Here is a 26968-nt window from a genome sequence, read left to right as displayed (position 1 = left end):
GGCGGGGTGGAGAGCGGTGAAGCCTGGCTCTTCACATCGGCTTCGGTCGATGCCACATGCACGTCCATGACCGAACAGACCCCCGGCCTTGCGCAGGCGCTCCATCCGCTGGTGCGCCGCCTGCTCGCGCCGAACCCGTCTGCCTTCACCTATAAGGGCACACAGACCTATCTGGTCGGCCGGGGCGAGATAGCGGTGATCGATCCGGGGCCCGACCTGCCCGAACATGTCGATGCCATATTGCAGGCCTCCGCAGGCGAGCGGATCGGCGCCATAATCTGCACCCATACGCATCGCGACCATAGCCCGGCGAGCCGCGCGCTGAAGGCCGCGACGGGCGCCCCGATCATGGGCTGCGCGCCGCTCGCGCTCAACGATGAAGGGCCGCGCGCCGATGCGGCGTTCGATACGGATTATGCACCTGATCGGGTGCTCGCGGACGGCGAGCGCGTGTCGGGTCCGGGCTGGACGCTCGAAGCCGTGGCGACGCCCGGCCACACCTCCAACCATCTCTGCTTCGCGCTGCGCGAGGCGAATGCGCTCTTCACCGGCGATCATGTGATGGGCTGGTCGACGACGGTGATCTCGCCGCCGGACGGCGACATGGCCGATTATATGGCGAGCCTCGATCGGCTGATGGCGCGCGACGATATCATTTATTATCCAGCCCATGGCGAGCCCGTGGAAAAGCCGCAGCGCTTCGTGCGCAGCCTCGTCGGCCATCGCAAGCAGCGCGAGGGCCAGATATTGCGCCTGCTGGGCGAAGGGGCCCGGCCGATCCCTGCCATGGTCGAGAAAATGTATGTCGGGATCGATCCGCGGTTGCACGGCGCGGCCGGCCGGTCCGTGCTGGCGCATCTCATCGATATGGAGACGCGGGGGCTGGTCGCTCGGGCAGGCGATGGCTGGGCACTCGCGGCATGATCCGGCCGGTCGCCAAATGGGTTGGCGGGCTGCTTTTGCTCGCTCTGGTCGCGGCGGGCATCGTCGCGGCCTTCGGCTGGAAGCTCAGGCGCGAGCTGGCGCCCGATCCGGTCACGATCGCCGCGGCAAGCCTGCAGGCAGTGCGCGAGCAGAACCGGCTGACGCCCTTCGCCGCGCGCTTCGTCGCGGTCGTCACCTCGCAACAGAGCCGCTTCGGCCTGTCCGCGCGGAAGACGCTGATCATGCCCGGGCTGGTGCGCTACGAGGTCGATCTCGGCCGGCTGCAGCAGAGCGATCTGGTCTGGAATGCGGACAGCCGCACGCTCAGCATCGCCCTGCCGCCGGTGGAGATTGCCGGCCCCCAGGTGGAGCTTGCGGCAATCCGGGAATATGGTGAAGGCGGCGTTCTGATGGCGTTGACCGATGCGGAGGCGCAGTTGGACGCCGCCAATCGCAGGGCGGGGCAGGCCGAGCTGATCCGCCAGGCGCGCGATGCGCTGCCGATGCGGCTCGCCCGCGATGCGGCGCGCAACGCGATCGAACGGAGTTTCTCGATGCCGCTGAGGGCGGCGGGAATCGACGCGACGGTGGTCGCCCGGTTCCGGGACGAGCAGGAGAGAGTATCATGAATATCGCTGCCGGCAGCCTCGCGGGGCTCGATCTGCGTGCGGAGATCGATCGGCTGCGCAAGGAACGCAATGCCGTGATCCTTGCCCATTATTATCAGGCGCCCGAGATACAGGATCTAGCCGATTTCGTCGGTGACAGCCTGGATCTCAGCCGCAAGGCGGCGGATACCGACGCGGAGGTGATCGCCTTTTGCGGCGTGCGCTTCATGGCCGAGGTGGCCAAGATCCTCTCGCCCGAAAAGACGGTGGTCCTGCCGGACATGGCCGCCGGCTGCTCGCTGGAGGATAGCTGCCCGCCCGAGCAGTTCGCGAAGTTTCGTGCCGCGCATCCGGACCATATCGCCATCACCTACATAAATTGCTCGGCGGCGGTGAAGGCGCATTCGGACATTATCGTGACGAGCTCTTCGGCCGAGAAGATATTGAGCCAGTTGCCGATGGATCAGAAGATCATCTTCGCGCCGGACAAGAATCTGGGGGCCTATTTCAACCGCAAGACCGGCCGCGACATGCTGCTCTGGCCCGGCGCCTGCATCGTCCATGAGGCCTTTTCGGAAACCGAGCTGCTGAAGCTCAAGGCGCAATATCCGGACGCCCCGGTGGCGGCGCATCCCGAATGCCCGGCCTATATACTCGATCATGCCGATCATGTCGGTTCGACCCGCGCGATCTTGGAATTCGCGCTGGCGAGCCCCGCACAGACGATCATCGTCGCCACCGAGCCGCATATCATCCATCAGATGGAGAAGGCGGCGCCGCACAAGACCTTCATCGGTGCGCCCGGTGCTGACGGCAACTGCAACTGCAACATGTGCCCCTATATGGCGATGAACTCGATCGAGAAGCTCTATCTGGCGCTGCGCGACCTCGAACCGCGCATCGAGCTGGACGAGGCGACCCGCCTCGCCGCCAAGAAGCCGCTCGACCGCATGCTGGAAATGGCCGCCGGCACGGTAGGCAAGGGCGATCTCGGTGCGGCCAAGGCGATAGCGGGCTGAATGAGAAGCGTCGCTCCTGTCTGGGGTCCCATGTCCTTCGCCCTTTCCGATTTCGATCTCGACGGCTTCGTCCGCGCGACCCTTGCCGAGGATCTTGGCGAGCATGGCGATATCACCTCCGCCGCGGTGATCCCGGCGGACGCGATGTTCGCAGGCGTGATGGACAGTCGCGATGCGATCACCGTCGCAGGGCTGCCGCTGGCGGAAGCCTTTTTCCGCGCGCTCGATCCGGAGGTGGAGATCGAGATGCTGGTGGAGGAGGGCGCGCGCGTCTCCGCGGGCGCGGACCTGATGCGGATCAAGGGCAAGGCCCGCGCGCTGCTGACCGCCGAGCGCTCGGCGCTCAACACGGTGCAGCATCTGTCCGGCATCGCCACGCTCACGCGCTGCTATGTGGATGCGATCCTCGGTACGGGCGCCACGCTGGTCGACACGCGCAAGACCATACCGGGCCTGCGCGTGCTCGAAAAATATGCGACGCGGATGGGCGGGGCGACCAACCATCGCATGCGGCTCGATGATGCGGCGATGATCAAGGACAATCATGTCGCCGTGGCGGGCGATATCGGCGAGGCGGTGCGCCGCGCGGTCGCGGCCGGCATCGCGCGGATCATCGTCGAGGTCGATCGGATCGACCAGATCGAGCCTGCGCTCGCCGCCGGCGCCACGCATCTCCTCCTCGATAATATGGACCCGCCCACGTTGCGCGGTGCCGTCACGCTCGTCGGCGGGCGCGTGCCGACCGAGGCATCGGGCGGCGTGAGGCTCGACACGATCCGCGCGATCGCGGAAACGGGCGTGACCTATATTTCGGTCGGCCGTCTCACCCAGTCGGCGCCGGCGGCGGATATCGGGCTGGATTTCGCGGCGGTCTGACCGGCTTCATTGGGGGGAGGGCATATGAGGTTTCGATTCCCGTTCGCGGCGGCGCTGGCGCTCCTGCCCGCCCCGGCCTTCGCCCAGGCCTATGAATGCCGCGTGCCTCCGGTTCTGCCTCGGCCGGTCGCGGACCTGCCGAGCGCGAGCCAGCCGAAGCGCGAAATGCCCATCGGCGGCTATACGCTGGCCTTGAGCTGGTCACCCGAATATTGCCGCACACGGCGCACGAGCAGCGAGGATCACTTCCAATGCGGTGGGGAGGGGCCCCGTTTCGGCTTCACGCTCCATGGCCTGTGGCCTGACGGACGGGGCAAGAGCTGGCCGCAATATTGCAAGCCGACGGCGCTGCTGCCCGAACGCGTGATCCGAGAGAATCTCTGCGCCACCCCCGATGTGCAACTGCTCCAGCATGAATGGGCGAAGCATGGCACCTGCATGGGCAATATCGCGCCACCCGCTTATTTCGGGCTGGCGACGAAGCTCTATGCCGGCATGCGCTATCCCGACATGGACGCGCTTTCGCGCCGGCCGCTGACGGTGGCGGGTTTTTCGCGCGCCTTCGCCGCCGCCAATCCGGGGCTGCGCGCGGACATGGTGAAGCTCAACGTCAACCGGAAGGGCTGGCTGGAAGAAGTGTGGCTCTGCCTCGGCACCAATTTCCGGCCGGCGCGCTGCAAGGCATCGGACGGCGGCCTCCGGCCGACCGACCGGATCAGAATCTGGCGCGGCGGCTGAACGAGCCCTCGATCGTCGCCGTTTCCGGATGATGCCGATCGAGATGCCTGCGGATGATCTTCAGGTTGCGGCTGTTCGATCGGAAGGCGAAATCGAACAGATCGCCCACCAGCGGAACCGCGCCCAGCACCGCATCCACGCCCACATTCCCCGCCATGCGCGTCAGCTGCAGCTTCGACATGCCGAGGTTGCGTGCTTCCCACAGGATCCAGGCGCCCAATGCGGTGGTGGCGATATCACCGACCACGGGCACGAGGCCGAGGATCGCATCCAGCCCGATCGGCCGCCTGATGCCCGGCACCACGAAGAGTTTTTCGAGCAGCGCCTCCATCGCCTCGATCCGGCGGCGGACGGAGGCGGGATCGCGACCCAGGCCCGGAAAGCCATTGGCGAGACGATCGAATTGCTCGGATGAGAGGGGCATCGAATACTCCATGACGACCTTGCGCCCCTGATATAGGTGCGCCTTTGCCGATCGCATCGGGCCGGCGAAGCTTCCTGCCAGTTCAGGGACCGGTGCGGAGGTGGTTGAGCGGATGGATGCCGCGCTTATTCTCCAGCCATCCGTTGAGCAGCGGCTGGACGAGCGACCAGCGAACGGGCTGGGCGATGGCGATGAAGGGCATCACCGATTCCAGATAGGCTTCGGCCGTTGCAAGCCGGATGGCGCGCGTCTCGGGCGTCGCGGCTTCCCCTGCGGCCGCGAGTGCCGCGTCCGCCTCCGGGCTGCACAGCGGACTGGCGCCGCAAGCGAAGCGGCGGAGATGCCAATTGTTATCGTCGGTTGGGGCGATCGCGTCGATCAGGCGAAGGTCCGCGCTCTCGTTCAGTTCGACCCGCCGCGCTTGGACGCCGATCGCCGCCCAGTCCGCGGCAACGAGCCGGAACAGCATGTCGGCCCCAGGGCCGCGCGGCATGGCGATGCGCAGGCGCGGCATGTCGCCTCCGCCCGTGCGCCAGAGGGCGACGATGGCGGCCGCATCCTCGCGTCGCGGCGCGCCGGCGGATCGCGTCGCTACGATCCGATCGGTGGGGTAGAGGTTCGGCGCGCCGATCAGGCCCACGATCCGGCCGCGGTCGATCGCGAGAGACAATGCCCGGCGGTTGGCGCTTTCGGCAAGGAAGCCGCGCGGTTCCACAATGGCGAAGCCGAACAGGCCGCCGACGGGATCGAAGCGCAGTACGCCCTGGGGCAGGGAGACGGCGCGGGCGACGGGCAGATCCGCGAAGCTGCCGCCCGTCACCAGCATCGCCTGTCCGGAGGTAAAGCGCGCCACGGCCAGCCCGGCACGCTCGCCGCGCAACGCTAAGGGCGGATGGCGTTTGCCGTCCGGCACATCCTCTCCCAGGGTGACGGGGCGCAGGATCAGCGCATCGCCGGGTCGTTCGGTGACATGGAAGGGGCCTGTGCCGCCATCTTCCCCGATCAGCGCCAGTTCGGGCTGGGCGAGCAGCTCGAGTAGATTGGGGCGGGGCGCGCGCAGCCTGATCTCGATCACCTCGGGCGTGACCGCGACAATCTCCTCGATCGCGTCGAGCAGCGGCTTCAGCGGATTTCGGCTGGTGGGCCCGATCGCGGCGCGCAGCCGGCGTGCGACGTCCTCGGCGGTAAGGCCCGTGCCGTCGGCAAGGCGGAAGGTGTAATAGAGGCCGTCGTCGGAAACCGCCCAGCGCATGGCGAGGCCCGGTTCGATCTGCCCCGCGCCGTCGAAGCGGACCAGCCCCTGCGCCGTCGCCATGAGCAGCAGGGCCGATGGCGGCGGCAGCGGCTTGTGGCTCGGATCGACGAGCTCGGGCGGGCCGCCGATCACGCTGGCGAGGATCGGGCCATTTTGCGGAGGCGCGTCGCAGGCCGTGAGCGTGACGAGCGCAGCAAGGAGGATCGGGCGGAGATTCATCGCGCGAGCGTCAGCGTCCGGCTCGGATGGACATTGGCGGGATTGTCCTGCCAGCCGCCGACGCGCTTCGCCACCAGCGCGCGGCTGACATAGAAATAAATGGGGATGATCGGTGCGTCCTGCGCCAATATCGCTTCCGCCCGGCGCATCGCCGCATTGCGGCGGGCGGGATGGGGCTCCGCCAGGGCGGTGTCGAGCGCAGCGTCATAATGCTTGCTGGCATAGCCAGAATAGTTGATCGGCCCGGCGTCCGAGCGATGGATCGAGAGATAATTTTCGGGCGCGGCGAGGTCGCCGATCCAGCCGGATCGGGCGAGCTGGAAGTCCCCGCGCCTGAGGCTCGCGAAATGGAGCGAGGCCTCGCTGTTGAGGAGGCGCGCCGTCACGCCCAGCAGCTTCCACATCGCGGCAAGCGCGATCGCCACCCGGCGATGGTCGCTGTCGCTGTTGAAGCGTATCTCGAAATCGAGCGGATGGTCCGGGCCATAGCCTGCTTTTGCCAGCAGCTTCCGGGCGACCGCGAGGCGCTGCTCCTTCGGCCAGTCCGCCCAGGCCGGGCGATAGGGGGCGAGGCCGCCCACGCCCCCCGGCACGACTCCCCAGGCGGGCGGCGTGCCCAGCGCCATCAGCGGACCCGCGATCCAGCGGCGGTCGACGGCGATGTCGAGCGCGCGGCGGACCAGTATATTGTCGAAGGGCGGCTTGCGCGTGTTGAAGGCGAAATAATAAGCGCCATTATAGGGCGCGACATGCGCGGCGCCGGGCAGGTTGCGGCGCAGCCAGGGCAGACGCGTCGCCGGAAGATCGTAAGTCGTGTCGGTACCGCCGGCGACGAAGATGCGCATTGCCGTCAACCTGTCGTCGACCGGACGCCATTCGATCCGGGCGACCGGCGGCCGCCCGTCATGCCAGCGCGGATTGGCCTCGAGCGTGGCATGATCATTCAGCACCCAGCCGGTGAGCCGATAGGCGCCGGACGTGACCAGCGGCCGCTCAGCGGTCCATTGGTCGCCGCCTGTCGCGATGCGATGGAGCGGCAAGGCGGCCATTGCGGGATGGGCGAGCAGCTCGGGCAGGGCCGGGAAAGGGGATTTGAGGCGGACTATAACCGTGTCGCCATCGGCCTCCACATCCCTGATCGTATCGAACAGCGCCGCGTTGGACGAGGCCGTCGCCTTGTCGGTAAGGCGGCGGAAGACGCCCGCAAAGGTGGCGGCTATGATCGGATGGCCATCCGAGAAAGCGAGGCGCGGCCGCAGCGGGAAGCGCCAGCTCAGCCCATCGGGCGAGACGGTCCAGCCGTGCGCCAGCCCCGGCTCGGCGATGCCGGCGGCGTTGAAGCGGGTCAGCCCTTCGAACTGATCGGCGGCGATCCGCATCGAGCTCAGATCGGATGCCATATGCGGATCGAGGCTCTTCGTTTCGGAATCGGCGATCCGGACGAGCGTGTCGCCGCCCGCATCACGCCCGGGCGTCCGCGCACAGGCGGCGAGCGGCAGCAGGGCGAGGATCAGGATCCGGGCAAGCGACATGCGAGGCGGACCATAGCGCAACCGGCACGCAGGCAAACCGGCTTCGGCCATAAAAATGCCCATGCAAGCCATTCCGCGGCCGAGCGGGAATCCAATGTCATGGGTTATATGGTGCGGACGGCGGGACTCGAACCCGCACTCCAGGGGAAGCAGATTTTAAGTCTGCCGCGTCTACCGGTTTCGCCACGTCCGCAGCCTGCCCCGCATGGGCCCGCCACGGTGCGTCGGTCAAGCACGACTCACATGTTGAGGCGTGCGCGCATCTCCTTGCCGGGCTTGAAATAGGGCACGCGTTTGGCGTTGACCTCAACGGCATCGCCCGTGCGGGGATTGCGGCCGGTGCGGGCCGTGCGTGCGCGGGTGGAAAAGGTGCCGAAGCCTCTGAGCTCGACGCGCCCGCCGGCGGCCAGCCGCGCACTGATCGTGTCGAACACGCCGGAGACGATCCGTTCGACCTCCTTCGGCGACAGATCCGGATGATCATTCGCCAAAAGTGCCACCAGTTCGGACCTGATCATCGCCCCACCTCCGTCCAAGTCGCCCAGACATCATGGCCGATCGAGACCGCCCCCGGTCCCGCAATCGTTGCCCGCCCACCGATTCTATAAGCCAGAATTTCAACCTGGATCAATGAGTAGGCTGCCGCAGCGCAACAAAAAAGGCGCGGGACCGAGGTCCCACGCCTTCTTGTTCAGCTTCGCCCCGAAGGGCGAGCGGCATCAATTCTCTTCGCTGCGCGCCTTGAGGGCAGCACCGAGAATGTCGCCCAGAGACGCACCCGAATCGGATGAGCCATATTGCGCGACCGCCTGCTTCTCCTCAGCGATCTGCATCGCCTTGACCGAGAAGGTAGGCTTCTTCGAACGATCGAAGCCGACGACCATCGCGTCGAACTTCTGGCCGACCTGGAAGCGCTCCGGACGCTGCTCGTCGCGATCGCGGCCGAGATCGCCGCGCTTGATGAAGCCGGTCGGGCCATCCTCGCCCGCCTGCACGTCGAGACCGCCGTCGGTGACGGCCAGGACGGTGACGGTGACGATCGCATTCTTGTTGAGCCGGCCCTCGCCGCCGACGGCGACGCCGCCGCGCTCAAGCTGCTTCATGCCGAGCGAGATGCGCTCCTTCTCCGGATCGATGTCGAGCACGACCGCCTTCACGGTCTCGCCCTTGTGATGGAGAGCCAGCGCTTCCTCGCCGGTCACGCCCCAGGCGATGTCCGACATGTGGACCATGCCGTCGACGTCGCCGTCCAGGCCGATGAACAGGCCGAATTCGGTGGCGTTCTTGACTTCGCCCTCGACGATCGAGCCAACCGGGTGCGCCTCGAGGAAGCTTTCCCACGGATTGTTCTGGGCCTGCTTGAGGCCGAGGCTGATGCGGCGCTTGTCCTGATCCACCTCGAGGATGACGACATCCACCTCCTGGCTGGTGGAGACGATCTTGCCCGGATGGACGTTCTTCTTCGTCCAGGACATTTCGGACACGTGGACGAGGCCCTCGATGCCCGGCTCCAGCTCCACGAACGCGCCATATTCGGTGATGTTCGTGACGCGGCCGGAGAATTTGCCGCCGATCGGATATTTCGCGGCGGCGCCTTCCCACGGATCGCTCTCGAGCTGCTTCATGCCGAGCGAGATGCGCTGCGTGTCCTTGTTGATGCGGATGATCTGCACGCGGACGGTATCGCCGATGTTGATCATCTCGTTCGGGTGCGAGACGCGCTTGTAGCTGAGGTCGGTCACGTGGAGCAGGCCGTCAATGCCGCCCAGATCCACGAACGCGCCATAATCGGTGATGTTCTTGACGACACCCTCGATCACCTGGCCCTCATGGAGCGACTGGATCAGGCCCGAACGCTGCTCGGCGCGGGTTTCCTCGAGGACGGCGCGGCGCGACACGACGATGTTGCCGCGGCGGCGATCCATCTTGAGGATCTGGAAGGGCTGCGGAATGTCCATCAGCGGGGTGACGTCGCGCACCGGGCGGATATCGACCTGGCTGCCCGGCAGGAAGGCCACGGCGCCGTTCAGATCGACCGTGAAGCCGCCCTTCACCCGACCGAAGATCACGCCATCGACGCGCGCGGTGTTGGCGAATTCGGCCTCCAGCTTGTCCCAGGCGGCTTCGCGGCGGGCGCGGTCGCGGCTGAGCATCGCTTCGCCATGGACGTTCTCGACACGGTCGACATAGACCTCGACCTCGTCGCCGACCTTGAGATCGGCCTTCTGGCCGGGCGCCGCGAATTCGCGTAGCGCCACGCGGCCTTCGGACTTCAGGCCGACGTCGATGACGGCCATGTCATTCTCGATGGCGGTGACGGTGCCCTTGACGACGCGGCCTTCGAAGCCTTCATTCTCGCCGCCGAGGGTTTCGTTGAGCATTGCCGCGAAATCGTCGCGGGTGGGATTTGCCGCTGTGGCCATATAATCTCTAGTCCTACAGTCTGTTTCCGGCCATCCGGTTGTATCCGAAGGTCTTTTGGCCGAACCATCAAGCCGGCCCCATGCCGGACATGATATCCTTTGAATGAAGCCGTTCGTGGCGCGCCGTCGCGGGAAAAGCGAAAAAGGCGCGTTCGAAGCCCGGCGATGGCCGGGCCCGAAGCGCCTTGTCAGATCAGCCTGCTAGGCTGTCCTGATCCGGGCCTCCACGAGCGCAATCGCCCGCTGGACGGCGGTTTCTATATCCATTTGGCTGGTATCCAGCAAGTCGGCGTCGTCCGCCTGACGCAACGGGGCAGCAGAACGCGACGAATCGCGCTCGTCGCGCGCCCGAATGTCCTGAAGCACCGCCGTGAGGCGCGTGTCGAGGCCCATTCCGGCCAGTTCGCGATGGCGGCGCTCGGCGCGGACCTCGGCGCTCGCGGTGACGAACAGCTTGGCATGGGCGTGCGGGGCAATGACGGTGCCGATGTCCCGGCCGTCGAGCACCGCGCCGCCCGGCTGATCGGCGAAATCCTGTTGACGCCGGATCAGCGCGGCACGCACCTCCGGATGCGAGGATACGAGCGAGGCGGCGCGGCCCGCTGCCTCCGACTTCAGCGCCGGATCGACCAGCAGCGCCTCCGAAAAGCCGCATTCCGCGGTGGCGTGGGCGGGATTGGCGGGATCGCCGCCCGCGCGCATGACACTGATGCCGACTGCCCGGTAGAGCAGGCCGGTATCGAGATGCGGCAGGCCATAATGGCGGGCGAGCGCCCGGGCGATCGTGCCCTTGCCCGAGGCGGCGGGCCCATCGACGGCGATGATCATGCGCTTTCCGCCCCGAGGCCGACGAGCATGTCGGTAAAGCCGGGGAAGCTCGTCGCGACCGGCGCCATATCGTCGATCGTGACCGGATCGCGCGAAACCAGCCCCGCCACGGCGAAGCTCATCGCAATGCGATGGTCGAGCCGGGCAGCGATGGTCGCTCCGCCGGCGAGCGGCTCGCCGCCCGTGCCGTCGATGACGAGGCCGTCCTCGCGCTCCTCCACCCGCGCGCCGATCGCGCGCAGCCCTTCGGCCATTGTGGCGAGCCGATCCGATTCCTTGACGCGCAGTTCCTCCAGCCCGCGCGTGACCGTCCGCCCTTCGGCCAGGGCGGCGACGACGAACAATATGGGGAATTCGTCGATCATGCTCGGCGCGATCTCGGCGGGCACCTCGATCCCCTTCAGCGTCGAATGACGCACGACGATGTCGGCGACAGGCTCGCCGCCGACGATGCGCTCATTGTCGAAGCGCAGATCCGCGCCCATCGCCTTCAATATCTCGAACAGGCCCGCACGCGTCGGATTGAGCCCGACATTTTCCACCGTCACCGATGATCCGGGCACGAGCAGCGCCGCCACCACCGGGAAGCCCGCCGAGGAAGGGTCGCCGGGCACCACGATATGCTGTGGCTTGAGCTCTGCCTCGCCGCGGACGGAGATGATGCGCGTGCCGCCATCCTGCTCCACCGTCAGTTCGGCGCCGAAACCGCGCAGCATCCGTTCGCTATGATCGCGCGTCGGCACGGGTTCGATCACGCGGGTGATGCCCGGCGTGTTGAGGCCGGCGAGGAGGATCGCCGATTTCACCTGCGCCGAGGCGACCGGGAGGCGATATTCGATCGGCACGGCGGGCGCGAGGCCGCGCACCATCAGCGGCAGCCGCCCGCCGGGGCTGGCCGTGAATTCCGCGCCCATGCTCCCCAGCGGCTCGATGACGCGGCCCATCGGGCGCTTGGAAAGCGATGCGTCGCCGATGAAGGTGGCGGTGATCGGATGGCTTGCAACAAGGCCCATCAGGAGCCGGGTCGACGTGCCCGAATTGCCCATGTCGAGCGCGGCCTCGGGCTGGAGCAGGCTGCCCACGCCCACGCCATGGATCGTCCAGCGGCCATCCGTGCCGCGCGCAATGTCGGCGCCCATCGCGCGCATCGCGGCGGCGGTGGCCAGCACATCCTCGCCCTCGAGCAGCCCGTCCACCTTGCTTTCGCCGACGGCCAGCGCGGACAGCATGAGTGATCGATGCGAGATCGATTTGTCTCCGGGCACGCGGACGGTGCCGGAAAGCGGGCCGGGGGCGGCAAAATGGGCGGGGCGGGGATGCTGGTCGGTCATGTGCGGCGGCTTTTGACAGCGGCCCCCCGCTATGGCAAGGCGCGCGGCACTTGGCGGCCGGTCCCTCTGTTCCGGGCGCTCATCTTTCAATTCCACCGGAGGCTATCAGCCGTGGTAAAGCCTGAATGGGGCACCAAGCGGACCTGCCCGAAATGCGGCACTCGCTTCTACGATCTGGGCAATGACGATCCCGTGACCTGCATCGAATGCGGCACCGCCTGGGAGCCCGATCCCATATTGAAGTCCAAGCAGCCCCTGCCGTTCGACGCGCCCAAGAAGGAGACGGCGGAGGACAAGGTCAGTGATTCGGATCTGTCGGAAGATCTGGACATCGACGAGGATGAGGAGCCGAGCCCCGACGATGATGTCGATCTGGGCGGCGACGACGATATCGGCGTCAACACCGAGAATGAGGACGACGAAAACTGATCCTCTTTTGGTGCTTGCAGGAGCGCTCCTCCTGACCTAAAGGGCGCTCCACCCCGCCGCCGGCTCCCAGCCGGCGGGCCTGGCGACAGGAAGGGGGCAAAAGGTTCGGGGCCGTAGCTCAGCTGGGAGAGCGTCGCAATGGCATTGCGAAGGTCAGGGGTTCGATCCCCCTCGGCTCCACCAATTTCGAATAGCCCCCGGTTTCCGGGGGCTTTTTCTTTTCCGGATTCGGGCGGTGATGGTCGTTACGGAACCGGGCGTGCGCGCGGCGGTTGTCTCTTGCGATAAGCTAGGGAGACTGCACGATGGCAACCACCCCAACCGATAGCGAAGCGATCGAAAAGCCCGATACGTCCCCCGACGCGGTGGCCGAGGAGAGGCCCGTGCGCAAGCGCGGTCCGCGCGCCAAAGCCGCAGGAACGAAGGCGCCGCCATCGAAATCGGACAAGGCCGAATCGATCGCGGCCGAGATCGTTCCGGCGAAGGCGCGTGCGGGCAAGACGCCGGCGCGGCGCAGGGCGGCAGCCCGCGGCAAGGCGACACCGCTTTCTTCCGGCCGTGCGATTCGGGCAGGCAAGGCTGCGAAGAATGGCGCGGCGAAGGTGCCGAGGGTCGCGGTCACGAAACGAGGCATGGTCGTGGGGGCTGCAGTGGCGGCGGTCGGCGTCGTCGCCGGTCTTGCTGCGACGGTGGGCCGCAGCACCATCGTCAAGGCGTCGGGCGATCTGATCGATTCGGTCCGCGCCAGGTTCGGACGCGAATCGCACGCCGCCAAGCATTGAGGCGAGGCCCGCCCCGGCAGGCCGAATTGCCGGGTCAGTCGCAGGCGCAGTGCAGCTTCCAGGCGATCCAGGCGGCGATCAGGCATAGGCCGGAGACCAAATAGAGCGTCTCCACCACGCCGATCCCCGCGGCGGAAAGCGCCAGCACGCCTGCCGCGCCTACCACCATTGCGCCGGAATTGACGATATTGTTGGCCGCGACGGTCCGTGCCGTCTGATCCGCCGCCACTGTGGTGGTGAGGAAGGCATAGAGCGGCACGACGAACATTCCGCCTGTCACCGAAACGCCGAGCAGCGCCAGGAACACCTCCCAAGCGGCGGGATGGCGGGCAAACTCGGCGAGGCCGTAAAGACGATCGTCGGGCAGCCCCTCCCAGCCCTTGGCGGTCAATGCGAGGAAGATGATGCAGACACCCATGGCGACGACCGAGGCGGGCGCGTAGCGGGCGGAAACCGTGCCCTGGAGCAGCCGGTTTATCAGCACCGAGCCGATCGCCACGCCGATCGAGAAGATTGCCAGGAACAGGCTCGCCACTTTCTCGTCGGCAGTGAAGATATTCTTCACGAGCGGAGGGAATTGGATGATCAGGATCGATCCGATCATCCAGAAGAAGCTGATCGCGCAGATCGCCCGGAACAGCCGCGAGATATGCATCGTGCCCGATACCAGCGTGATCGAGGCGCGCACGATATGGAAATCGAGCGGTGGCGTATCGCCCGAGGGCGGGGCGGAAGGCACGGCGCGCGCCGTGAGCCAGCCAAGCGCTGCTACGCCCAGCACCGTCAGGGCCGTCGTCCGTGCATCGATGAAGCCCGCCAGGATCGTGCCGGCGAGGATTGCGAGATAGGTGCCCGCTTCCACCAGCCCGGTGCCGCCAAGCACCTCCTCCTTCTTCAGATGCTGCGGCAGGATCGCATATTTGATCGGGCCGAAGAAGGTGGAGTGGATGCCCATCGCCAGCACCGCCGCGAGCATCACCGGCACAAGCGACAATAGCAACCCGACCGCGCCGATCAGCATGATCGCGATTTCCGCGGTCTTCACGAGGCGGATGATCCGCGCCTTGTCGCGCGTGTCGGCAAGCTGCCCCGAAAGCGCGGAGAGCAGGAAGAAGGGGAGGATGAAGAGCCCCGTCGCCAGCGCGTTGAAGCCCGCTTCCTTGGCCGGATCCGAATAGATGGCATAGGTCGCGAACAGGACCATCGCCGTCTTGAACAGATTATCGTTGAACGCGCCGAGGAATTGCGTCGCGAACAGCGGCAGGAACCGCCGTTTGGCAAGAAGCCGGAAAGAAGGTGTCATTGCGGGAGGCTGGGCTCGCTCGGGTGGCGTTGATGCGTCGGAGCGGCCATAGCGCAGGCGACGGGCTTCGTCCAAGCTCGTACCGTCGCAGGAGGGCACCGTTACATGGCCATGTCGCATTTCCGGTCCGAGGCCGGGTCCGTCGTCATCGAGACCGAAAGGCTGCGCCTGCGCCCGCACCGACTCGATGATTATGAGGATATGGTCGCGCTTTCGAGCGATCCGGAGGTGATGCGCTTCATCACGTCCCAGCCGCCGACGCGTGAGGAAATATGGCATCGGCTGATGCGCTATGCGGGGCATTGGGCGCTGCTCGGCTATGGCCTTTTAGCAATCGAGGAGCGGGTGAGCGGGCGTTTCGTCGGCGAGACGGGCGTGGCCGATTTTCATCGCGGACTGGGACCCGATTTCGACGGATTTCCGGAAGCCGCCTGGATGCTTGGCCGCGCGGCACAGGGCAAGGGCTATGCCAGCGAGGCGGCGGCGGCGGCGATCCGCTGGGCCGATGCGCATTTCGGCGGCACGCGCATGGTGTGCCTGATCGATCCGGCCAATGCGGCCTCGCTCGGTGTCGCGGGCAAATGCGGCTTCCGGCGCTTCGGCGAGACGCGATATCGGGACAAGCCGGTGATCATGTTCGAACGTGATCCTGCGCATCTCCCCAAGGGCGACCAACCACGCTAGGGATGGCCTGCCCATGCTGACCTTGCCCAACATACTGACATTGTCGCGCATCCTTGCGGTGCCGCTGCTCGTGGCGCTGCTGTGGCGGCCCGGCTGGTTCGAATATGCGCTGGCCTTCGGCCTTTATGTGCTGATGGGTGTCACAGATTATTTCGACGGCTATCTCGCCCGTGCGCAGGGGACGGTCTCCAAGCTGGGCGTGTTCCTCGATCCGATCGCGGACAAGATCATGGTGGCCGCGGTGATCGTGATGCTGGTCTTCACCCGCGATGTCGACAATTGGCATGTGGTGGCGGCGCTGGTGATCCTGTTACGCGAGATCGCCGTTTCGGGCCTGCGCGAATTCCTCGCCGATCTGCGCGTCTCGGTGCCGGTCAGCAAGCTTGCCAAATGGAAGACGACCTTCCAGTTGATCTCGCTCGGCGCGATCATCCTCGGCGGCGCGTTGCCGCATATGGGATGGATTCGCGACATCGGCCTGTTCAGCCTCTGGATGGCGGCCGCGCTGACGCTGATCACCGGCTGGGATTATCTGCGCGTCGGCCTGAAACATATGGATTGAGCCTGCAATGGCGATCGAAATGCTCTATTTCGCCTGGGTGCGCGAGAAGATCGGAGTGGAAGGCGAGCGCGTCGATCCGCCCGCGACGGTGGCGACGGTCACCGATCTGATCGACTGGCTGGCGGCGCGGGGCGGGGGGCATGCCGAGGCGTTCGAGGATCCTGCCCGGCTGCGCGCGGCGGTGGACCAGCATTTCGCCCCGCTCGACACGGCCATAGCCGGTGCGCGCGAGATCGCCATCTTTCCCCCGGTGACGGGCGGATGATCGCGATCGGCGTCCAGGCCGAAGCCTTCGATCCGGGCGTGGAACTCACCCGGCTGGAGGCGCTGGGCGGGGGCGGGGTGGCAAGCTTCACCGGCCTCGTCCGGGGCGATGGCGGGCTGGTCGAAATGATGCTCGAGCATCATCCCGGCATGACCGAAAAGGCGATGCGCGCCGTCGCGGAGGAGGCGGCGCGGCGCTGGCCGCTGCTCGGCATCGTCCTGATCCACCGTTATGGCCCGCTGGTGCCGGGCGACCGCATCGTCTTCGTCGGCACCGCCTCGGCGCATCGCGCGGCGGCGCTGGAGGCCTGCGCCTTCCTGATCGACTGGCTCAAGACCGCAGCACCCTTCTGGAAGCGCGAGCGCTTCGCCGACGGCACGGTCCACTGGGTCGAAGCCAAGGCGGAGGATGATGCCGCCGCCGCGCGCTGGGGCGGCTGACCGCTTCTTCCTGTCTTGCCGCATTTTCCGAGTCGCTGGGTGATGTCACCCGGCTTGAAAATCTTCTAGGCGGTGGCGCTCTCGCGCAGCGCATCGGCGAGCAGGCGGAATTCCTTTTCCCGCGGCGAGCCCGCGCGCCAGACGAGCGCGATCCGTCGCGAGGGATGCGCCGCCTCCAGCGGCCGCGCGACCACGTCGGTATTGTCTAGGATCCCCGCGTTCAGCGCCATTTCCGGCAGCATCGTCATTCCCAGCCCATTATCCACCATCTGCACCAGCGTGTGGAGCGATGTGCCGAGCATGGTCGCCTCGGCGCGGAGTTCCGGCCGGTTGCAGGCGGCGAGCACATGGTCCTTCAGGCAATGCCCGTCTTCCAGCAGCAGCAGATGGCTCTCGTCTATATCCTCGGCGGAAATGGCCGGCGGAGGATCGGGCATCAGGCCCTTGGGGAAGGCCACGAACAGCCGGTCGGTGAAGAGCTCGGCGGCCTCTATGTCCCCGCATTGATAGGGCAGCGCCAGCAGCACGCAATCGACATGGCCGCGATGCAGCGAATCGCAGGCGGCGGTGGATGTCTCCTCGCGCAGATAGAGTTTCAGGTCCGGCCAGTCGGCGCGCAGCTTCGGCAGGATGCGCGGCAAAAGGAAGGGCGCGATGGTGGGGATCACGCCCATTCTGAGATCGCCCGAAAGCGGCTTGCCCGCAGCCTTGGCGAGCCCGCTCAGCTCCTCCGCCTCGCGCAGGACGCGTCGCGCCTTTTCCGCGATCCTGTTGCCGAGCGGCGTGAAGCGAACCACGCGCCGCGTGCGTTCGACGAGGATGATGCCGATCAGCGATTCGAGCTCGCGCAATCCCGCGGACAGGGTGGACTGGGTGACGAAACAGGCGTCCGCCGCGCGCCCGAAATGGCCATGGTCATGCAATGCCACGAGATATTGGAGCTGCTTCAGCGTGGGCAGATAGCTGTTCAATGATTGCCTCTTTCGATCAATGATCGAGAAATAATCAATCCGACCGTTTTTCTCTAGTCCCTCAGATAGCGGAGAGGCGAGTTTCGTACGAACCCCTGATCAGCAGATATCCATGCTTATCGTTGGCCGAGGCGATCATGGCGATGAACAATGTCTATCGCCGTCTGATCGCTCCCGAGCCCTCTCCCGGCGCGGGAGGGAGCCGGCGCACCTCTGGCATTTCATCGCGCGGCAGCTTACATCCGGATTTTGGGTTCGTCAGGGAGGCCGGGATGTTGGGGCGGCTGGTCGCCTATCTTGATTCGATCAAGGCGCGGGATCCTGCGCCGCGATCGCGCTGGGAGATATTGCTCTATCCCGGCGTGCTTGCCGTCGGCCTCCATCGCGTAGCTCATTGGCTGTTCCAGGGCGAACTTTATTTCCTTGCCCGCTTCGTCAATCATCTTTCCCGCTTCCTGACGGGGATCGACATCCATCCGGGCGCGCAGATCGGCCGCAATCTCTTCATCGATCATGGCTTCTCGGTGATCGGCGAGACGTCGGAGATCGGCGACAATGTGACCATCTATCAGAATGTCACGCTGGGCGGCACGAATCCCGCAAATGGCATAGCGGGCAAGCGGCACCCCACAATCTGCGACGGCGTGATCATCGGATCCGGCGCCAATGTGCTGGGCCCCATAACGGTCGAGAAAAATTCCCGGATCGGCGCCAACGCCGTCGTGACCCGCGACGTGCCCGAGGGGGCGACCATGACGGGCATTCCCGCCCGCCCGACGCTCGTGGCGGCCGAGCAATATCAGCGCGATTTCGTGCCCTATGGCACGATCTGCTCGGAGCGGTTCGATCCGCAGACGCAGCAGCTCGAAATGCTCAAATGCGAGGTCGAGCAACTTCGCAACAGACTTGCCCAGCTCATTCAGGAACGGGACGGTCAGCAAAGGGGCGGGGCGCATCCGGGCCCCACGGAGCGCGAACGCGCCTGATGGGCGTTGTCACGCCCTTTCCCGGCCAGCCGGGTCAGGTCGCCTTCGATCGGATCGAACTCGCCCGTATCCTCGATCTTTATGGCCGGATGGTCGCAGCCGGCCATTGGCGCGATTATGCGATCGACCTCGGCCGCGACGCGGCATCCTTCGCCGCCTTCCGCCGCGCCGCCGAGCGCCCCGAATATCGTATCGAGAAACGCCCCGCGCTCCGTATTCGCCAGGGGCAATGGGCGCTGGTGGGCGAAGCGGGCGCGATCCTGAAACGCGGCCATGAACTGGGGCCGGTCCTCGCGCCGATCGAGCGGCGGCTGGTGAAGCTGGTGGCGGACTGAGTCCGGACGAGTATCAGGCGCGCCGCACGCAGGCGGCGCGGTCCGATCAGCCCGCGCCCTCGCTGTCCAGCGCATAGCCGGCCGAGCGCACGGTGCGGATGATGTCCGGGTGCCCTTCCAGATTGATCGCCTTGCGCAGGCGGCGGATATGCACGTCCACTGTGCGCGGCTCGATATCCGAATCACGGCCCCAGACCGAATCGAGCAGCCGCTCGCGCGAGAAGACGCGGCCGGGATGTTCCAGAAAATGCTTGAGCAGGCGGAACTCGGTCGGCCCCAGCGCCACCGGCGTGCCGTCGCGGCGCACCTTGTGGCTCACCATGTCCATCTCGATGTCGGAATAGGTCAGCTTCTCGCCCGCCAGTGCTGGACGCACGCGGCGGAGCACCGCGCCCGCCCGGGCGACCAGCTCGCGCGGGCTGAAGGGCTTGGTGACATAATCGTCGGCGCCGGTTTCGAGGCCACGGATGCGATCCTCCTCCTCGCCGCGCGCGGTGAGCATGATGATCGGCACATTCGCCGTATCGGGCATGCGGCGCAGGCGGCGGCACACCTCGATCCCGGAAAGCCCCTCGATCATCCAGTCGAGCAGCACCAGATCGGGCGGCGATTCCCGCGCGAGCAGCAACGCTTCCTCGCCGTCCGCAGTATGTTCGACCTCATATTCCTCGCGGCTGAAATGCCAGACGAGCAGTTCCGCGAGCGCGGCATCATCTTCGACAAGCAGGACACGGGCTCGGGCCATGGACTTACTCCCCCTCGGTCGCCAGCACGTCCTCGCCGCGCGGCCGCTCCGCCATCTGATGTCCGGTCGCCGCGAAATAGACCATCTCGGCAACGTTGGTGGCATGATCGCCGATCCGCTCGAGATTCTTCGCGATGAAGAGCAGATGGGTCGATGCGGTGATGTTGTGCGGATTTTCCATCATGTAGGTGAGGAGCGCGCGGAACAGGCTGTTGTAGAAATCGTCGACGCCCCGGTCGCTCGCGCACACGTCGACCGCCGCCTGCGCATCGCGCGCGGCGAAGGCGTCGAGCACGTTGCGCACCATTTCCGAAACCGCGCGGCCCATCGCCGGCAGGATCGACAGTGGCTCGACATTCCTGACGTCGTTCAGCAGCGGCACGCGCTTGGCGATATTCTTGGCATAATCGCCCATGCGCTCGATCACGCCGCTGATCTTGAGTGCGGCGAGCACGTCGCGCAGATCGTCCGCCATCGGCGCGCGCAGCGCGATCAGACGGACGACCCGCCGCTCGATCTCGCTTTCGATCTCGTCGATGCGGCGATCTTCCTCCACGACGCGCGCGGCGCCCTCTATGTCGCGACGGACCAGCGCCTGCATCGCATCGTTGATCGCTGCTTCGGCCAGGCCGCCCATTTCGGAGACGAGCCCGCGAAGCTGGCCCAAATCCTCGTCGAAGGCTTTGACGGTATGTCCGGTGGTAGCCATTTCTTCTGCCTCCTCAACCGTAACGGCCGGTGATGTAATCCTTGGTCCGCGTTTCGCGGGGATTGGTGAAGATCTCGGACGTGTCACCATATTCGACGAGCGTGCCGAGATGGAAAAAGGCGGTGCGCTGCGACACGCGCGCCGCCTGCTGCATGTTGTGCGTCACGATCACGATCGCGTAGCGGCCGCGCAGCTCGTGGATCAGTTCCTCGATCTTGGCGGTGGCGATCGGGTCCAGCGCGGAGCAGGGCTCGTCCATCAGGATCACTTCGGGATCGACCGCGATGGCGCGCGCGATGCACAGCCGCTGCTGCTGCCCGCCCGAAAGCGCCGTGCCGCTGTCGTGCAGCCGATCCTTCACCTCGTCCCACAGGCCGGCGCGACGAAGCGACTTTTCGACCACCTGATCCATCGTCGCCTTGCTGGAGGCGAGGCCATGGATGCGCGGTCCATAGGCGACATTCTCATAGATCGACTTGGGGAAGGGATTGGGCTTCTGGAACACCATGCCCACCCGCGCGCGAAGCTGCACCACGTCCATCGACGAGGAATAGATATTCTCGCCGTCGAGCGTGATCTCGCCTTCCACCCGCGCCGAGGCAACGGTGTCGTTCATGCGATTGAGCGTGCGCAGGAAGGTCGACTTGCCGCAGCCCGAAGGGCCGATGAAGGCGGTGACATGTTCCTGCGTCACGTCGATCGAGACGTCCTTGATCGCCTGTTTCTCGCCATAGAAGACGTTCACGCCCCGCGCCGTCATCTTGGTGGTCAGGCGCGGCGCGGCATTGGGGTCGCCGGTGATCCGGCCGAAGCTGTCGTCGTTCATCGAAGGGTCACCACCGGGTTTCGAACTTGTTGCGGAGATAGATTGCGAGGCCGTTCATCGCGAGGAGGAACAGCAGCAGGACGACAATCGCAGCGGAGGTCTTCTCGACGAAGCCGCGGTTCACCTCGTCCGACCAGAGGAAGATCTGCACGGGAAGCACGGTCGCGGGCTCGGTCAGGCCGCTCGGCGGCGAGGAGATGAAGGCGCGCATGCCGATCATCAGCAGAGGCGCCGTCTCGCCGAGCGCGCGCGCCATGCCGATGATCGTGCCGGTGAGAATGCCGGGCAGCGCCAGTGGCAGGACATGGTGGAACACCACCTGCACCCGGCTGGCGCCGATGCCGAGCGCCGCGTCGCGGATCGAGGGCGGAACGGATTTGATCGCGTTGCGCCCGGCGATGACGATCACCGGCATGGTCATCAGTGCGAGCGTGAGTCCGCCGACCACCGGTGCCGAGCGCGGCAGGTGCATGAAATTCAGGAACACCGCCAGGCCGAGCAGGCCGAAGATGATCGAGGGCACCGCCGCCAGATTGTTGATCGACACCTCGATCAGGTCGGTCCAGCGGTTACGCGGCGCATATTCCTCCAGATAGAGGGCCGAAAGCACGCCGATCGGGAAGGCGAGCAGCAGCGTTACCACCATCGTCAGCAAGGAGCCCTTGAGCGCGCCCCAGATGCCGACGAGCGTGGGATCGGTCGAGTCTGCGGCCGTCAGGAAGCCGAGATTGAGCCCGGTCCGGACTGCGCCTGCCTGCTCCAGCCGGGCATGGGCCGCCTCGTCCGCGGCTGCTGCTTCGCTCTTGGCGGCAAGGTCGATGCCGGTGGAGGCGGGCACCCAGATATCCGCCTTGCGCCCGAGGATCGAGGGATCGGCCTTGATGGCCTGGCGTACGGCGATCCAGGCCCCATCCGAGAGCAGACGGTTGCCGCCCTGCCCGAAGGCCGTATCGGCCGCGGCCGCCGCCACGCCTTCCAGATCGGCGCCCGCCAGCGCCCTGTCGGCCTCCGGCCCGCGTAGCGCCGCCGGATCCAAGATGAGCGTCGAGGCCGGGAAGTCGATCGGCAGCCTGATCTCGGTCCGCGTGAAGCCGCGTATGCCGTTGCCGATCATCGTGACCAGCAGAAAGGTGAGAAAAGCGACCGAGAGCAGCACGGCCGTCAGGCCGAGGAAGCGGAACCGCCGCTCGGCGGCATAGCGCCGGCGGACACGGCTCTGCATCGCGCCGCTTTTCCAGTCGGTCGGCCGCCGCACGGCGGATTCCGCCGCGCCCGGCATGTCGAGTTGCGCCACCGGGTTGGGGATGCGGCTATTCATAAGCTTCCCGATATTTCTTCACGACGCGCAGTGCGACGATGTTGAGGAGCAGGGTGACAAGGAACAGCACCAGGCCGAGCGCGAAGGCGGCGAGCGTCTTGGCGCTGTCGAATTCCTGATCGCCCGTCAGCAACTGTACGATCTGGGTGGTGACGGTCGTCACCGAGGCGAAGGGATTGGCGGTGAGATTGGCCGCGAGGCCGGCCGCCATCACCACGATCATCGTCTCGCCGATGGCACGGCTGACGGCGAGCAGAACACCACCGACGACGCCGGGCAGGGCGGCGGGCACCAGCACCTTCTTGATCGTTTCGGACATGGTGGCGCCCATTGCGAGGCTGCCGTCGCGCATCGATTGCGGCACGGCGGCGATCGAATCGTCGGCCATGGAGGAGACGAAGGGAATGATCATCACGCCCATGACGAGGCCCGCGGCCAGCGCGCTTTCGGACGAGGCGCCCGCAATCCCGATCGACGCCGCGAAGCTGCGCAGCGCGGGCGCCACGGTGAGCGCCGCGAAATAGCCATAGACCACGGTCGGCACGCCCGCCAAAATCTCGAGGATCGGCTTCATCCACTTGCGGGTGGAGGGCTTGGCATATTGCGTCAGATAGATGGCGCTCATCAGGCCGAGCGGGATGGCGACGATCATGGCGATGATCGCGCCGATGAAGATCGTTCCCCAGAAGAGCGGCACCGCGCCGAATGCACCCGACGAGCCGACCTGATCGGCGCGGATCGCGGTCTGTGGGCTCCAGACCGTGCCGGTCAGGAATTCGATCGGCGAGACCTTGGCGAAGAAGCGCAGTGATTCGAACAGCAGCGAGGCGACGATGCCGATCGTCGTCAGGATCGCGATCAACGAGGCGATCAGCAGCACCGCCATCACGACCCGCTCGACCCGGTTGCGCGCGCGGAAATCGGGCTTCAGCCGGGTGAAGGCATAGGCGCCGCCCGCAAAGGCCAGGATCACCGTCAGAACCGCGCCGATGAGGCCATAATGGAGGCGCGCCTGCTTATAGGCGGGCAGCAGCGTATCGGACAGCGGATTGAAGGCCGCTTCGATCGTGCCTTCCGCCAGCCCGCGCACTTCGGACAGGATCGCGGCGCGCTCCATGCCCGGCGGCGGAAGCTGCGCCGCGGCCGGGCTCTTGAGCGTCGCATCGATCACCAGGCCGGGCTGGACTCCGCTCCACACAGCAAGGAAGATCAAAGCCGGGATGACCGCCCAGAGCGTTACATACCAGCCATGATAGTTGGGCCGGCTGTGCGGGCGCGGCGCGCCGGGCGTGGCGAAGCCGCCGGCCTTCGCCCGCGCGGTGAACCACGCGACGAGGCCGAGGCCCAGGACCAGGAAAAGAAGCGCCAGAGGAGTCATCCCGTGCCTTGCCTTACTTTATCGTCGCGGGATCGAGCGGAGTCAGCTTCTGCGCGATCGTCAGATTGGCGGCGCGCACATCGTCGGGCGCCGCGATCAGGCCGCGACGGCTGAGATATCCGCCCTTGTTCCAGGCGCCGGCATATTCCTGGACGAATTCCTTCAGCCCCTTGATCGCGTTGAGATGCGCCGACTTCACATAAATATAGAGCGGGCGGGCGCCAGGATATTCGTAGCTCGCGATCGTGTCATAGGTCGGCACGACATTCTGGATGGCGACGCCGCGCACCTTGTCGACATTCTCCTCGAGGAAGCTGTAGCCGAAGATGCCGACCGCATCTGGATTGGCGACCAGCTTCTGAACGATCAGATTGTCATTCTCGCCCGATTCCACATAGGCGCCGTCCTCGCGCACCTTCGTGCAGATCGCCTTATGCTTGTCCTCGTCGGTCTTCTTGAGGGCGGCGGTGGCCGGATCGGCATTGCATCCCTTGTCGAGGATCAACTCGGCGAAGGCATCGCGCGTGCCGCTCGTCGGCGGCGGACCATAGACGACGATCCGGGTGGCGGGCAGCGCGGGGTTCACGTCCTTCCAGGTCTTGGCGGTGTTGGGCTTGCCATAGGGTTCGGCTGCGACCGCCTTGTAGATGTCGGCCTCGGTCAGCTTGAACTGCGGGCCGGTCTTGCTTTCGGCGAGCACGATGCCGTCAATGCCAATCTGGACCTCGACAATGTCCTTCACGCCATTCTTGACGCAATCGTCCAGTTCGGACTTCTTGATCCGGCGCGATGCATTTTCGATGTCCGGATGCTGCGCGCCGACGCCGGCGCAGAACAGTTTCATGCCGGCGCCCGTGCCGGTCGATTCGACGATCGGCGCCTTGAAACCCGGATTCTTTCGCGCAAATTGTTCGGCGACGACCGTGGTGAAAGGATAGACGGTGGAGGAGCCGACCGCACGGATTTGATCCCGCGCGCCGCCATTCGCGCTGTTTCCGCCATCCTGATTCTGGCAGGCGGAAAGTGCCAGTGCCGCGGCTGCGACGCCGATGAAACCGATTTTACTGGCCATTATATTTCTCCAATAGTCTCCTGCGCCGCTCAGGCCGGACCGGGCCTCTCCGCGCTAGAGCGCATCCGGGTGACCTCTGTGACGAATATGTTACGGCTTTATGACGGGCTCCCGGGCGGGGGGCAGAAGGACACGGACCGTCGTGCCGCGTCCGACGACGCTGTCTATATCGAGCCGGCCGCGATGGCGCTCCACGATATGCTTGACGATGGCGAGGCCGAGTCCCGTGCCGCCGACCGACCGGCTGCGGCCCGGATCGACGCGGTAGAAGCGTTCGGTCAGGCGCGGCAGATGCTCGGGGGCGATGCCCTCGCCCTCATCGGCGACGGAGATGCGCGCCATGCCGCCGCGCGCCTTGCTGAGCGTGATTCTCACGGGCGTTCCGGCACGGCCATATTTGAGCGCATTGCCGATGATGTTGTGGAGAAGCTGTGAAAGCTGCACGCGATCGCCCGTGACGGCGGGGACATCGGCATCGGTGCGCACGAGGATGCGGTCCTCGCCGTCGGGCAGGCCGGCCCTGAGCGCCATGCTCACCTCCTCGACGAGCGGCGCTAGCTCGACCGCCGTTTGGGGCAGGTTATACTTGTCCGCCTCGATGCGGGACAGCGACATCAGATCGTCGATCAACTGCTGCATCCGCTTGGCTTCGCCGAACATGATCTTCAGGAAGCGGGCGCGGATGGGGCCGTCCTTCGGCCCGTTGGCGTCCTCCAGCGTCTCGATGAAGCCGAGCAGGGTGGCGAGCGGCGTGCGCAGTTCATGGCTCGCATTGGCGACGAAATCGACGCGCATTTTTTCGGTTGCATGGGATGCGGTGCGGTCGCGCAGGCGGACGAGGCGGCGGCCCTGGCCGATGTCGCGCGCGGTGAGCTCCCAGCGCCGGTCGCGCTCGCCGATGCCGACCAGCTCGACGGGTTCGTGCTGGCGGCCGGCGAGATGGCCGACGGCGGCGGGATGGCGGATGGCAAGGCGGACGTCCTCACCCTCGACATGCGCGCCGAACAGGGCGCGGGCGGCAGCATTGGCGCGGACGATGACCTGACGCTCGACCAGCAGAATCGGATCGTCGATCGCCTCGACCAGCGCGAGCGTCGCCTCGTCCGGCCCCGGCGGCGGAGGAGGAGGCTCGGCGGCAAGGGGCGTGTGATTATTGTTGCGGATGGCGAACCAGGTGCCCGCAGCGGCGATGAGCGCGGTCAGCAGGACGGCACCACGTGGTGCCGCCAATGCCCAGGACAGGCCGGCGGCGAGCGTCGCGGCGATGACGCTCCCGCCCAGCCGCAGAGGATCGCGCACCGCCATCGATCTCAGTTGCCGAGCCGTTCGAGCGCGGGGATCAGCTCGTCATAATGATCGATCAGCAGATCCGCGCCCAGCATGTCCGCCGGCCGGTCCGAAAAGCCGAAGGTGACGGCGATGCAGGGAATCTTCGCGTTGCGCGCCGTATCGGTGTCGGTGATCGAATCGCCGATATAGGCGGCGCGGCCGCCGCCGGCGCGGGCGACCGCTTCGAACAGCGGGGCGGGATCGGGCTTGCGCACGGGCAGCGTGTCGCCGCCGATGATCGCGGCGAAGCGATCACGCCAGCCAAGCGCGTCGATCAGCTCGCGGGCGAGGCCCTCCAGCTTGTTGGTGCAGACCGCGAGCCTGACGTCGAGCGCCGCCAGCCGGTCGAGCGCGGCTTCGAGCCCGGGAAAGGGGCGGGTGCCGTCCGCGATATGGGCGGTGTAATGATCGAGAAAGACGGGAAAGCCCCGATCGATCAGCGTCTCGCTCACCTCGCCGGTGGCGGCGAGGCCCTTGCGCAGCAGCGCGCGCGCGCCATGGCCGACCATGTGGCGGACATCCTCCGCCGGGACGGGCGGACGGCCGAGATGGGCCAGGCTGTGATTGAGCGCGGTGGTGAGATCGGGCGCGGTATCGGCGAGCGTGCCGTCCAGATCGAAAGCGACGATATCGAAGGGGAAGCGGGCCATGATGCGT

30 protein-coding genes and 2 tRNA genes are annotated in these 26968 nt (G+C 66.3%); 14 read left to right on the top strand and 18 right to left on the bottom strand.

What is annotated here, in order from left to right; genetic code table 11:
- The first annotated feature begins 66 nt into the window (after positions 1 to 66).
- From CLG96_RS01760 to CLG96_RS01740, 5 genes are read left to right on the top strand one after another with little or no spacing between them, the layout of a single operon-like run.
- On the top strand, positions 67 to 924 hold the full coding sequence (locus tag CLG96_RS01760) for an MBL fold metallo-hydrolase (protein WP_107966128.1): 858 nt from the start codon (positions 67 to 69) through the stop codon (positions 922 to 924).
- On the top strand, positions 921 to 1553 hold the full coding sequence (locus tag CLG96_RS01755; protein ID WP_107966127.1) for a DUF4230 domain-containing protein: 633 nt from the start codon (positions 921 to 923) through the stop codon (positions 1551 to 1553). The genes CLG96_RS01760 and CLG96_RS01755 overlap by 4 nt, the downstream gene beginning before the upstream one ends.
- The gene (gene nadA, locus CLG96_RS01750) at positions 1550 to 2551 is read left to right on the top strand and encodes a quinolinate synthase NadA (RefSeq protein ID WP_107966126.1); all 1002 of its coding nucleotides are present in this window, start codon (positions 1550 to 1552) and stop codon (positions 2549 to 2551) included. Before CLG96_RS01755 ends, nadA begins: the two co-directional genes overlap by 4 nt.
- A gap of 30 nt (positions 2552 to 2581) precedes the next feature.
- A complete protein-coding gene (gene nadC / locus CLG96_RS01745) occupies positions 2582 to 3427 on the top strand; it encodes a carboxylating nicotinate-nucleotide diphosphorylase (RefSeq protein WP_107966125.1) in 846 nt (281 codons plus the stop codon).
- A gap of 24 nt (positions 3428 to 3451) precedes the next feature.
- A complete protein-coding gene (locus tag CLG96_RS01740; RefSeq protein ID WP_107966124.1) occupies positions 3452 to 4165 on the top strand; it encodes a ribonuclease T2 family protein in 714 nt (237 codons plus the stop codon).
- Here CLG96_RS01740 and CLG96_RS01735 read toward each other — a convergent pair.
- The 8 genes from CLG96_RS01735 to aroA form a co-directional block, all read right to left on the bottom strand.
- Positions 4143 to 4589 (bottom strand): DUF4112 domain-containing protein, encoded by a 447-nt coding sequence (locus tag CLG96_RS01735; protein WP_107966780.1) that lies wholly within the window; start codon positions 4587 to 4589, stop codon positions 4143 to 4145. The two genes, CLG96_RS01740 and CLG96_RS01735, sit on opposite strands and share 23 nt — an antisense overlap.
- 82 nt (positions 4590 to 4671) lie before the next feature.
- Positions 4672 to 6063 (bottom strand): ABC transporter substrate-binding protein, encoded by a 1392-nt coding sequence (locus CLG96_RS01730; RefSeq protein ID WP_107966123.1) that lies wholly within the window; start codon positions 6061 to 6063, stop codon positions 4672 to 4674.
- A complete protein-coding gene (locus CLG96_RS01725) occupies positions 6060 to 7595 on the bottom strand; it encodes a peptide ABC transporter substrate-binding protein (RefSeq protein WP_107966122.1) in 1536 nt (511 codons plus the stop codon). The genes CLG96_RS01730 and CLG96_RS01725 overlap by 4 nt, the downstream gene beginning before the upstream one ends.
- Before the next feature lie 109 nt (positions 7596 to 7704).
- Positions 7705 to 7788, bottom strand: a tRNA-Leu gene (locus CLG96_RS01720).
- Positions 7789 to 7834: 46 nt separating this feature from the next.
- Positions 7835 to 8113 carry an integration host factor subunit beta gene (locus CLG96_RS01715; protein WP_107966121.1) on the bottom strand — a complete coding sequence of 93 codons (279 nt, stop codon included), beginning with the start codon at positions 8111 to 8113 and terminating at the stop codon, positions 7835 to 7837.
- A 201-nt stretch (positions 8114 to 8314) separates the two neighbouring features.
- Positions 8315 to 10018: a 30S ribosomal protein S1 gene (gene rpsA, locus CLG96_RS01710; protein WP_107966120.1), complete on the bottom strand. Its 1704-nt coding sequence runs from the start codon at positions 10016 to 10018 to the stop codon at positions 8315 to 8317.
- Between the two features lie 201 nt (positions 10019 to 10219).
- Positions 10220 to 10846, bottom strand: coding sequence for a (d)CMP kinase (locus CLG96_RS01705; RefSeq protein WP_107966119.1), 627 nt, complete (start codon positions 10844 to 10846; stop codon positions 10220 to 10222).
- Entirely contained in the window at positions 10843 to 12177 is a 1335-nt protein-coding gene (aroA, locus tag CLG96_RS01700; protein ID WP_107966118.1) for a 3-phosphoshikimate 1-carboxyvinyltransferase, read from the bottom strand. Before aroA ends, CLG96_RS01705 begins: the two co-directional genes overlap by 4 nt.
- Positions 12178 to 12288: 111 nt before the next feature.
- On the opposite strand from aroA, the gene CLG96_RS01695 reads away from it, so the two are divergent.
- From CLG96_RS01695 to CLG96_RS01685, 3 genes are all read left to right on the top strand, one after another.
- Complete coding sequence (locus CLG96_RS01695) at positions 12289 to 12606, top strand: TIGR02300 family protein (RefSeq protein ID WP_107966779.1); 318 nt, start codon at positions 12289 to 12291, stop codon at positions 12604 to 12606.
- A gap of 107 nt (positions 12607 to 12713) precedes the next feature.
- Positions 12714 to 12789: transfer RNA gene (locus CLG96_RS01690), tRNA-Ala, on the top strand.
- A 122-nt stretch (positions 12790 to 12911) separates the two neighbouring features.
- Positions 12912 to 13388 carry a hypothetical protein gene (locus CLG96_RS01685; RefSeq protein ID WP_107966117.1) on the top strand — a complete coding sequence of 159 codons (477 nt, stop codon included), beginning with the start codon at positions 12912 to 12914 and terminating at the stop codon, positions 13386 to 13388.
- Between the two features lie 34 nt (positions 13389 to 13422).
- On the opposite strand, the gene CLG96_RS01680 is transcribed toward CLG96_RS01685, so the two are convergent.
- Positions 13423 to 14691 carry an MFS transporter gene (locus tag CLG96_RS01680; protein WP_107966116.1) on the bottom strand — a complete coding sequence of 423 codons (1269 nt, stop codon included), beginning with the start codon at positions 14689 to 14691 and terminating at the stop codon, positions 13423 to 13425.
- A gap of 105 nt (positions 14692 to 14796) precedes the next feature.
- Here CLG96_RS01680 and CLG96_RS01675 point away from each other — a divergent pair, with 105 nt between their 5' ends.
- Genes CLG96_RS01675 through CLG96_RS01660 form a run of 4 tightly spaced genes read left to right on the top strand, consistent with a single transcriptional unit; the run spans position 14797 to position 16642 of the window.
- Positions 14797 to 15375, top strand: coding sequence for a GNAT family N-acetyltransferase (locus CLG96_RS01675; RefSeq protein ID WP_243395561.1), 579 nt, complete (start codon positions 14797 to 14799; stop codon positions 15373 to 15375).
- Positions 15376 to 15388: 13 nt separating this feature from the next.
- Complete coding sequence (pgsA, locus tag CLG96_RS01670) at positions 15389 to 15937, top strand: CDP-diacylglycerol--glycerol-3-phosphate 3-phosphatidyltransferase (protein WP_107966114.1); 549 nt, start codon at positions 15389 to 15391, stop codon at positions 15935 to 15937.
- A gap of 7 nt (positions 15938 to 15944) precedes the next feature.
- Positions 15945 to 16202: a molybdopterin converting factor subunit 1 gene (gene moaD / locus CLG96_RS01665; protein WP_107966113.1), complete on the top strand. Its 258-nt coding sequence runs from the start codon at positions 15945 to 15947 to the stop codon at positions 16200 to 16202.
- Positions 16199 to 16642 (top strand): molybdenum cofactor biosynthesis protein MoaE, encoded by a 444-nt coding sequence (locus CLG96_RS01660; RefSeq protein ID WP_107966112.1) that lies wholly within the window; start codon positions 16199 to 16201, stop codon positions 16640 to 16642. The genes moaD and CLG96_RS01660 overlap by 4 nt, the downstream gene beginning before the upstream one ends.
- A gap of 65 nt (positions 16643 to 16707) precedes the next feature.
- Here CLG96_RS01660 and CLG96_RS01655 read toward each other — a convergent pair whose 3' ends face one another.
- Positions 16708 to 17613 (bottom strand): hydrogen peroxide-inducible genes activator, encoded by a 906-nt coding sequence (locus CLG96_RS01655; RefSeq protein ID WP_107966111.1) that lies wholly within the window; start codon positions 17611 to 17613, stop codon positions 16708 to 16710.
- Positions 17614 to 17885: 272 nt separating this feature from the next.
- On the opposite strand from CLG96_RS01655, the gene epsC reads away from it, so the two are divergent.
- Positions 17886 to 18599, top strand: coding sequence for a serine O-acetyltransferase EpsC (gene epsC, locus CLG96_RS01650; RefSeq protein ID WP_107966778.1), 714 nt, complete (start codon positions 17886 to 17888; stop codon positions 18597 to 18599).
- Positions 18599 to 18934 carry a DUF2794 domain-containing protein gene (locus CLG96_RS01645; RefSeq protein ID WP_107966110.1) on the top strand — a complete coding sequence of 112 codons (336 nt, stop codon included), beginning with the start codon at positions 18599 to 18601 and terminating at the stop codon, positions 18932 to 18934. The genes epsC and CLG96_RS01645 overlap by 1 nt, the downstream gene beginning before the upstream one ends.
- A gap of 46 nt (positions 18935 to 18980) precedes the next feature.
- Here the strand turns inward: CLG96_RS01645 and phoB are convergent, their stop codons facing one another.
- The 8 genes from phoB to gph form a co-directional block, all read right to left on the bottom strand.
- Positions 18981 to 19679 (bottom strand): phosphate regulon transcriptional regulator PhoB, encoded by a 699-nt coding sequence (gene phoB / locus CLG96_RS01640; RefSeq protein ID WP_107966109.1) that lies wholly within the window; start codon positions 19677 to 19679, stop codon positions 18981 to 18983.
- A 4-nt stretch (positions 19680 to 19683) separates the two neighbouring features.
- Positions 19684 to 20388: a phosphate signaling complex protein PhoU gene (gene phoU / locus CLG96_RS01635; protein ID WP_107966108.1), complete on the bottom strand. Its 705-nt coding sequence runs from the start codon at positions 20386 to 20388 to the stop codon at positions 19684 to 19686.
- 13 nt (positions 20389 to 20401) lie between these two features.
- A complete protein-coding gene (gene pstB, locus CLG96_RS01630; RefSeq protein WP_107966777.1) occupies positions 20402 to 21148 on the bottom strand; it encodes a phosphate ABC transporter ATP-binding protein PstB in 747 nt (248 codons plus the stop codon).
- Between the two features lie 73 nt (positions 21149 to 21221).
- The gene (gene pstA / locus CLG96_RS01625) at positions 21222 to 22493 is read right to left on the bottom strand and encodes a phosphate ABC transporter permease PstA (RefSeq protein WP_107966776.1); all 1272 of its coding nucleotides are present in this window, start codon (positions 22491 to 22493) and stop codon (positions 21222 to 21224) included.
- Between the two features lie 31 nt (positions 22494 to 22524).
- The gene (gene pstC / locus CLG96_RS01620; RefSeq protein WP_107966107.1) at positions 22525 to 23910 is read right to left on the bottom strand and encodes a phosphate ABC transporter permease subunit PstC; all 1386 of its coding nucleotides are present in this window, start codon (positions 23908 to 23910) and stop codon (positions 22525 to 22527) included.
- A 13-nt stretch (positions 23911 to 23923) separates the two neighbouring features.
- A complete protein-coding gene (locus CLG96_RS01615; RefSeq protein ID WP_107966106.1) occupies positions 23924 to 24982 on the bottom strand; it encodes a substrate-binding domain-containing protein in 1059 nt (352 codons plus the stop codon).
- Positions 24983 to 25072: 90 nt separating this feature from the next.
- A complete protein-coding gene (locus CLG96_RS01610) occupies positions 25073 to 26287 on the bottom strand; it encodes an ATP-binding protein (RefSeq protein WP_107966105.1) in 1215 nt (404 codons plus the stop codon).
- A gap of 5 nt (positions 26288 to 26292) precedes the next feature.
- Positions 26293 to 26961, bottom strand: a complete 669-nt coding sequence (gene gph, locus CLG96_RS01605) for a phosphoglycolate phosphatase (RefSeq protein WP_107966104.1) — start codon at positions 26959 to 26961, stop codon at positions 26293 to 26295.
- Between the last annotated feature and the right edge of the window lie 7 nt (positions 26962 to 26968).

This window comes from Sphingomonas oleivorans, assembly GCF_003050615.1.
GTDB classification, from domain to species: Bacteria; Pseudomonadota; Alphaproteobacteria; order Sphingomonadales; family Sphingomonadaceae; genus Sphingomonas_H; species Sphingomonas_H oleivorans.
This window is presented reverse-complemented; position numbering and strand designations above follow the sequence as displayed.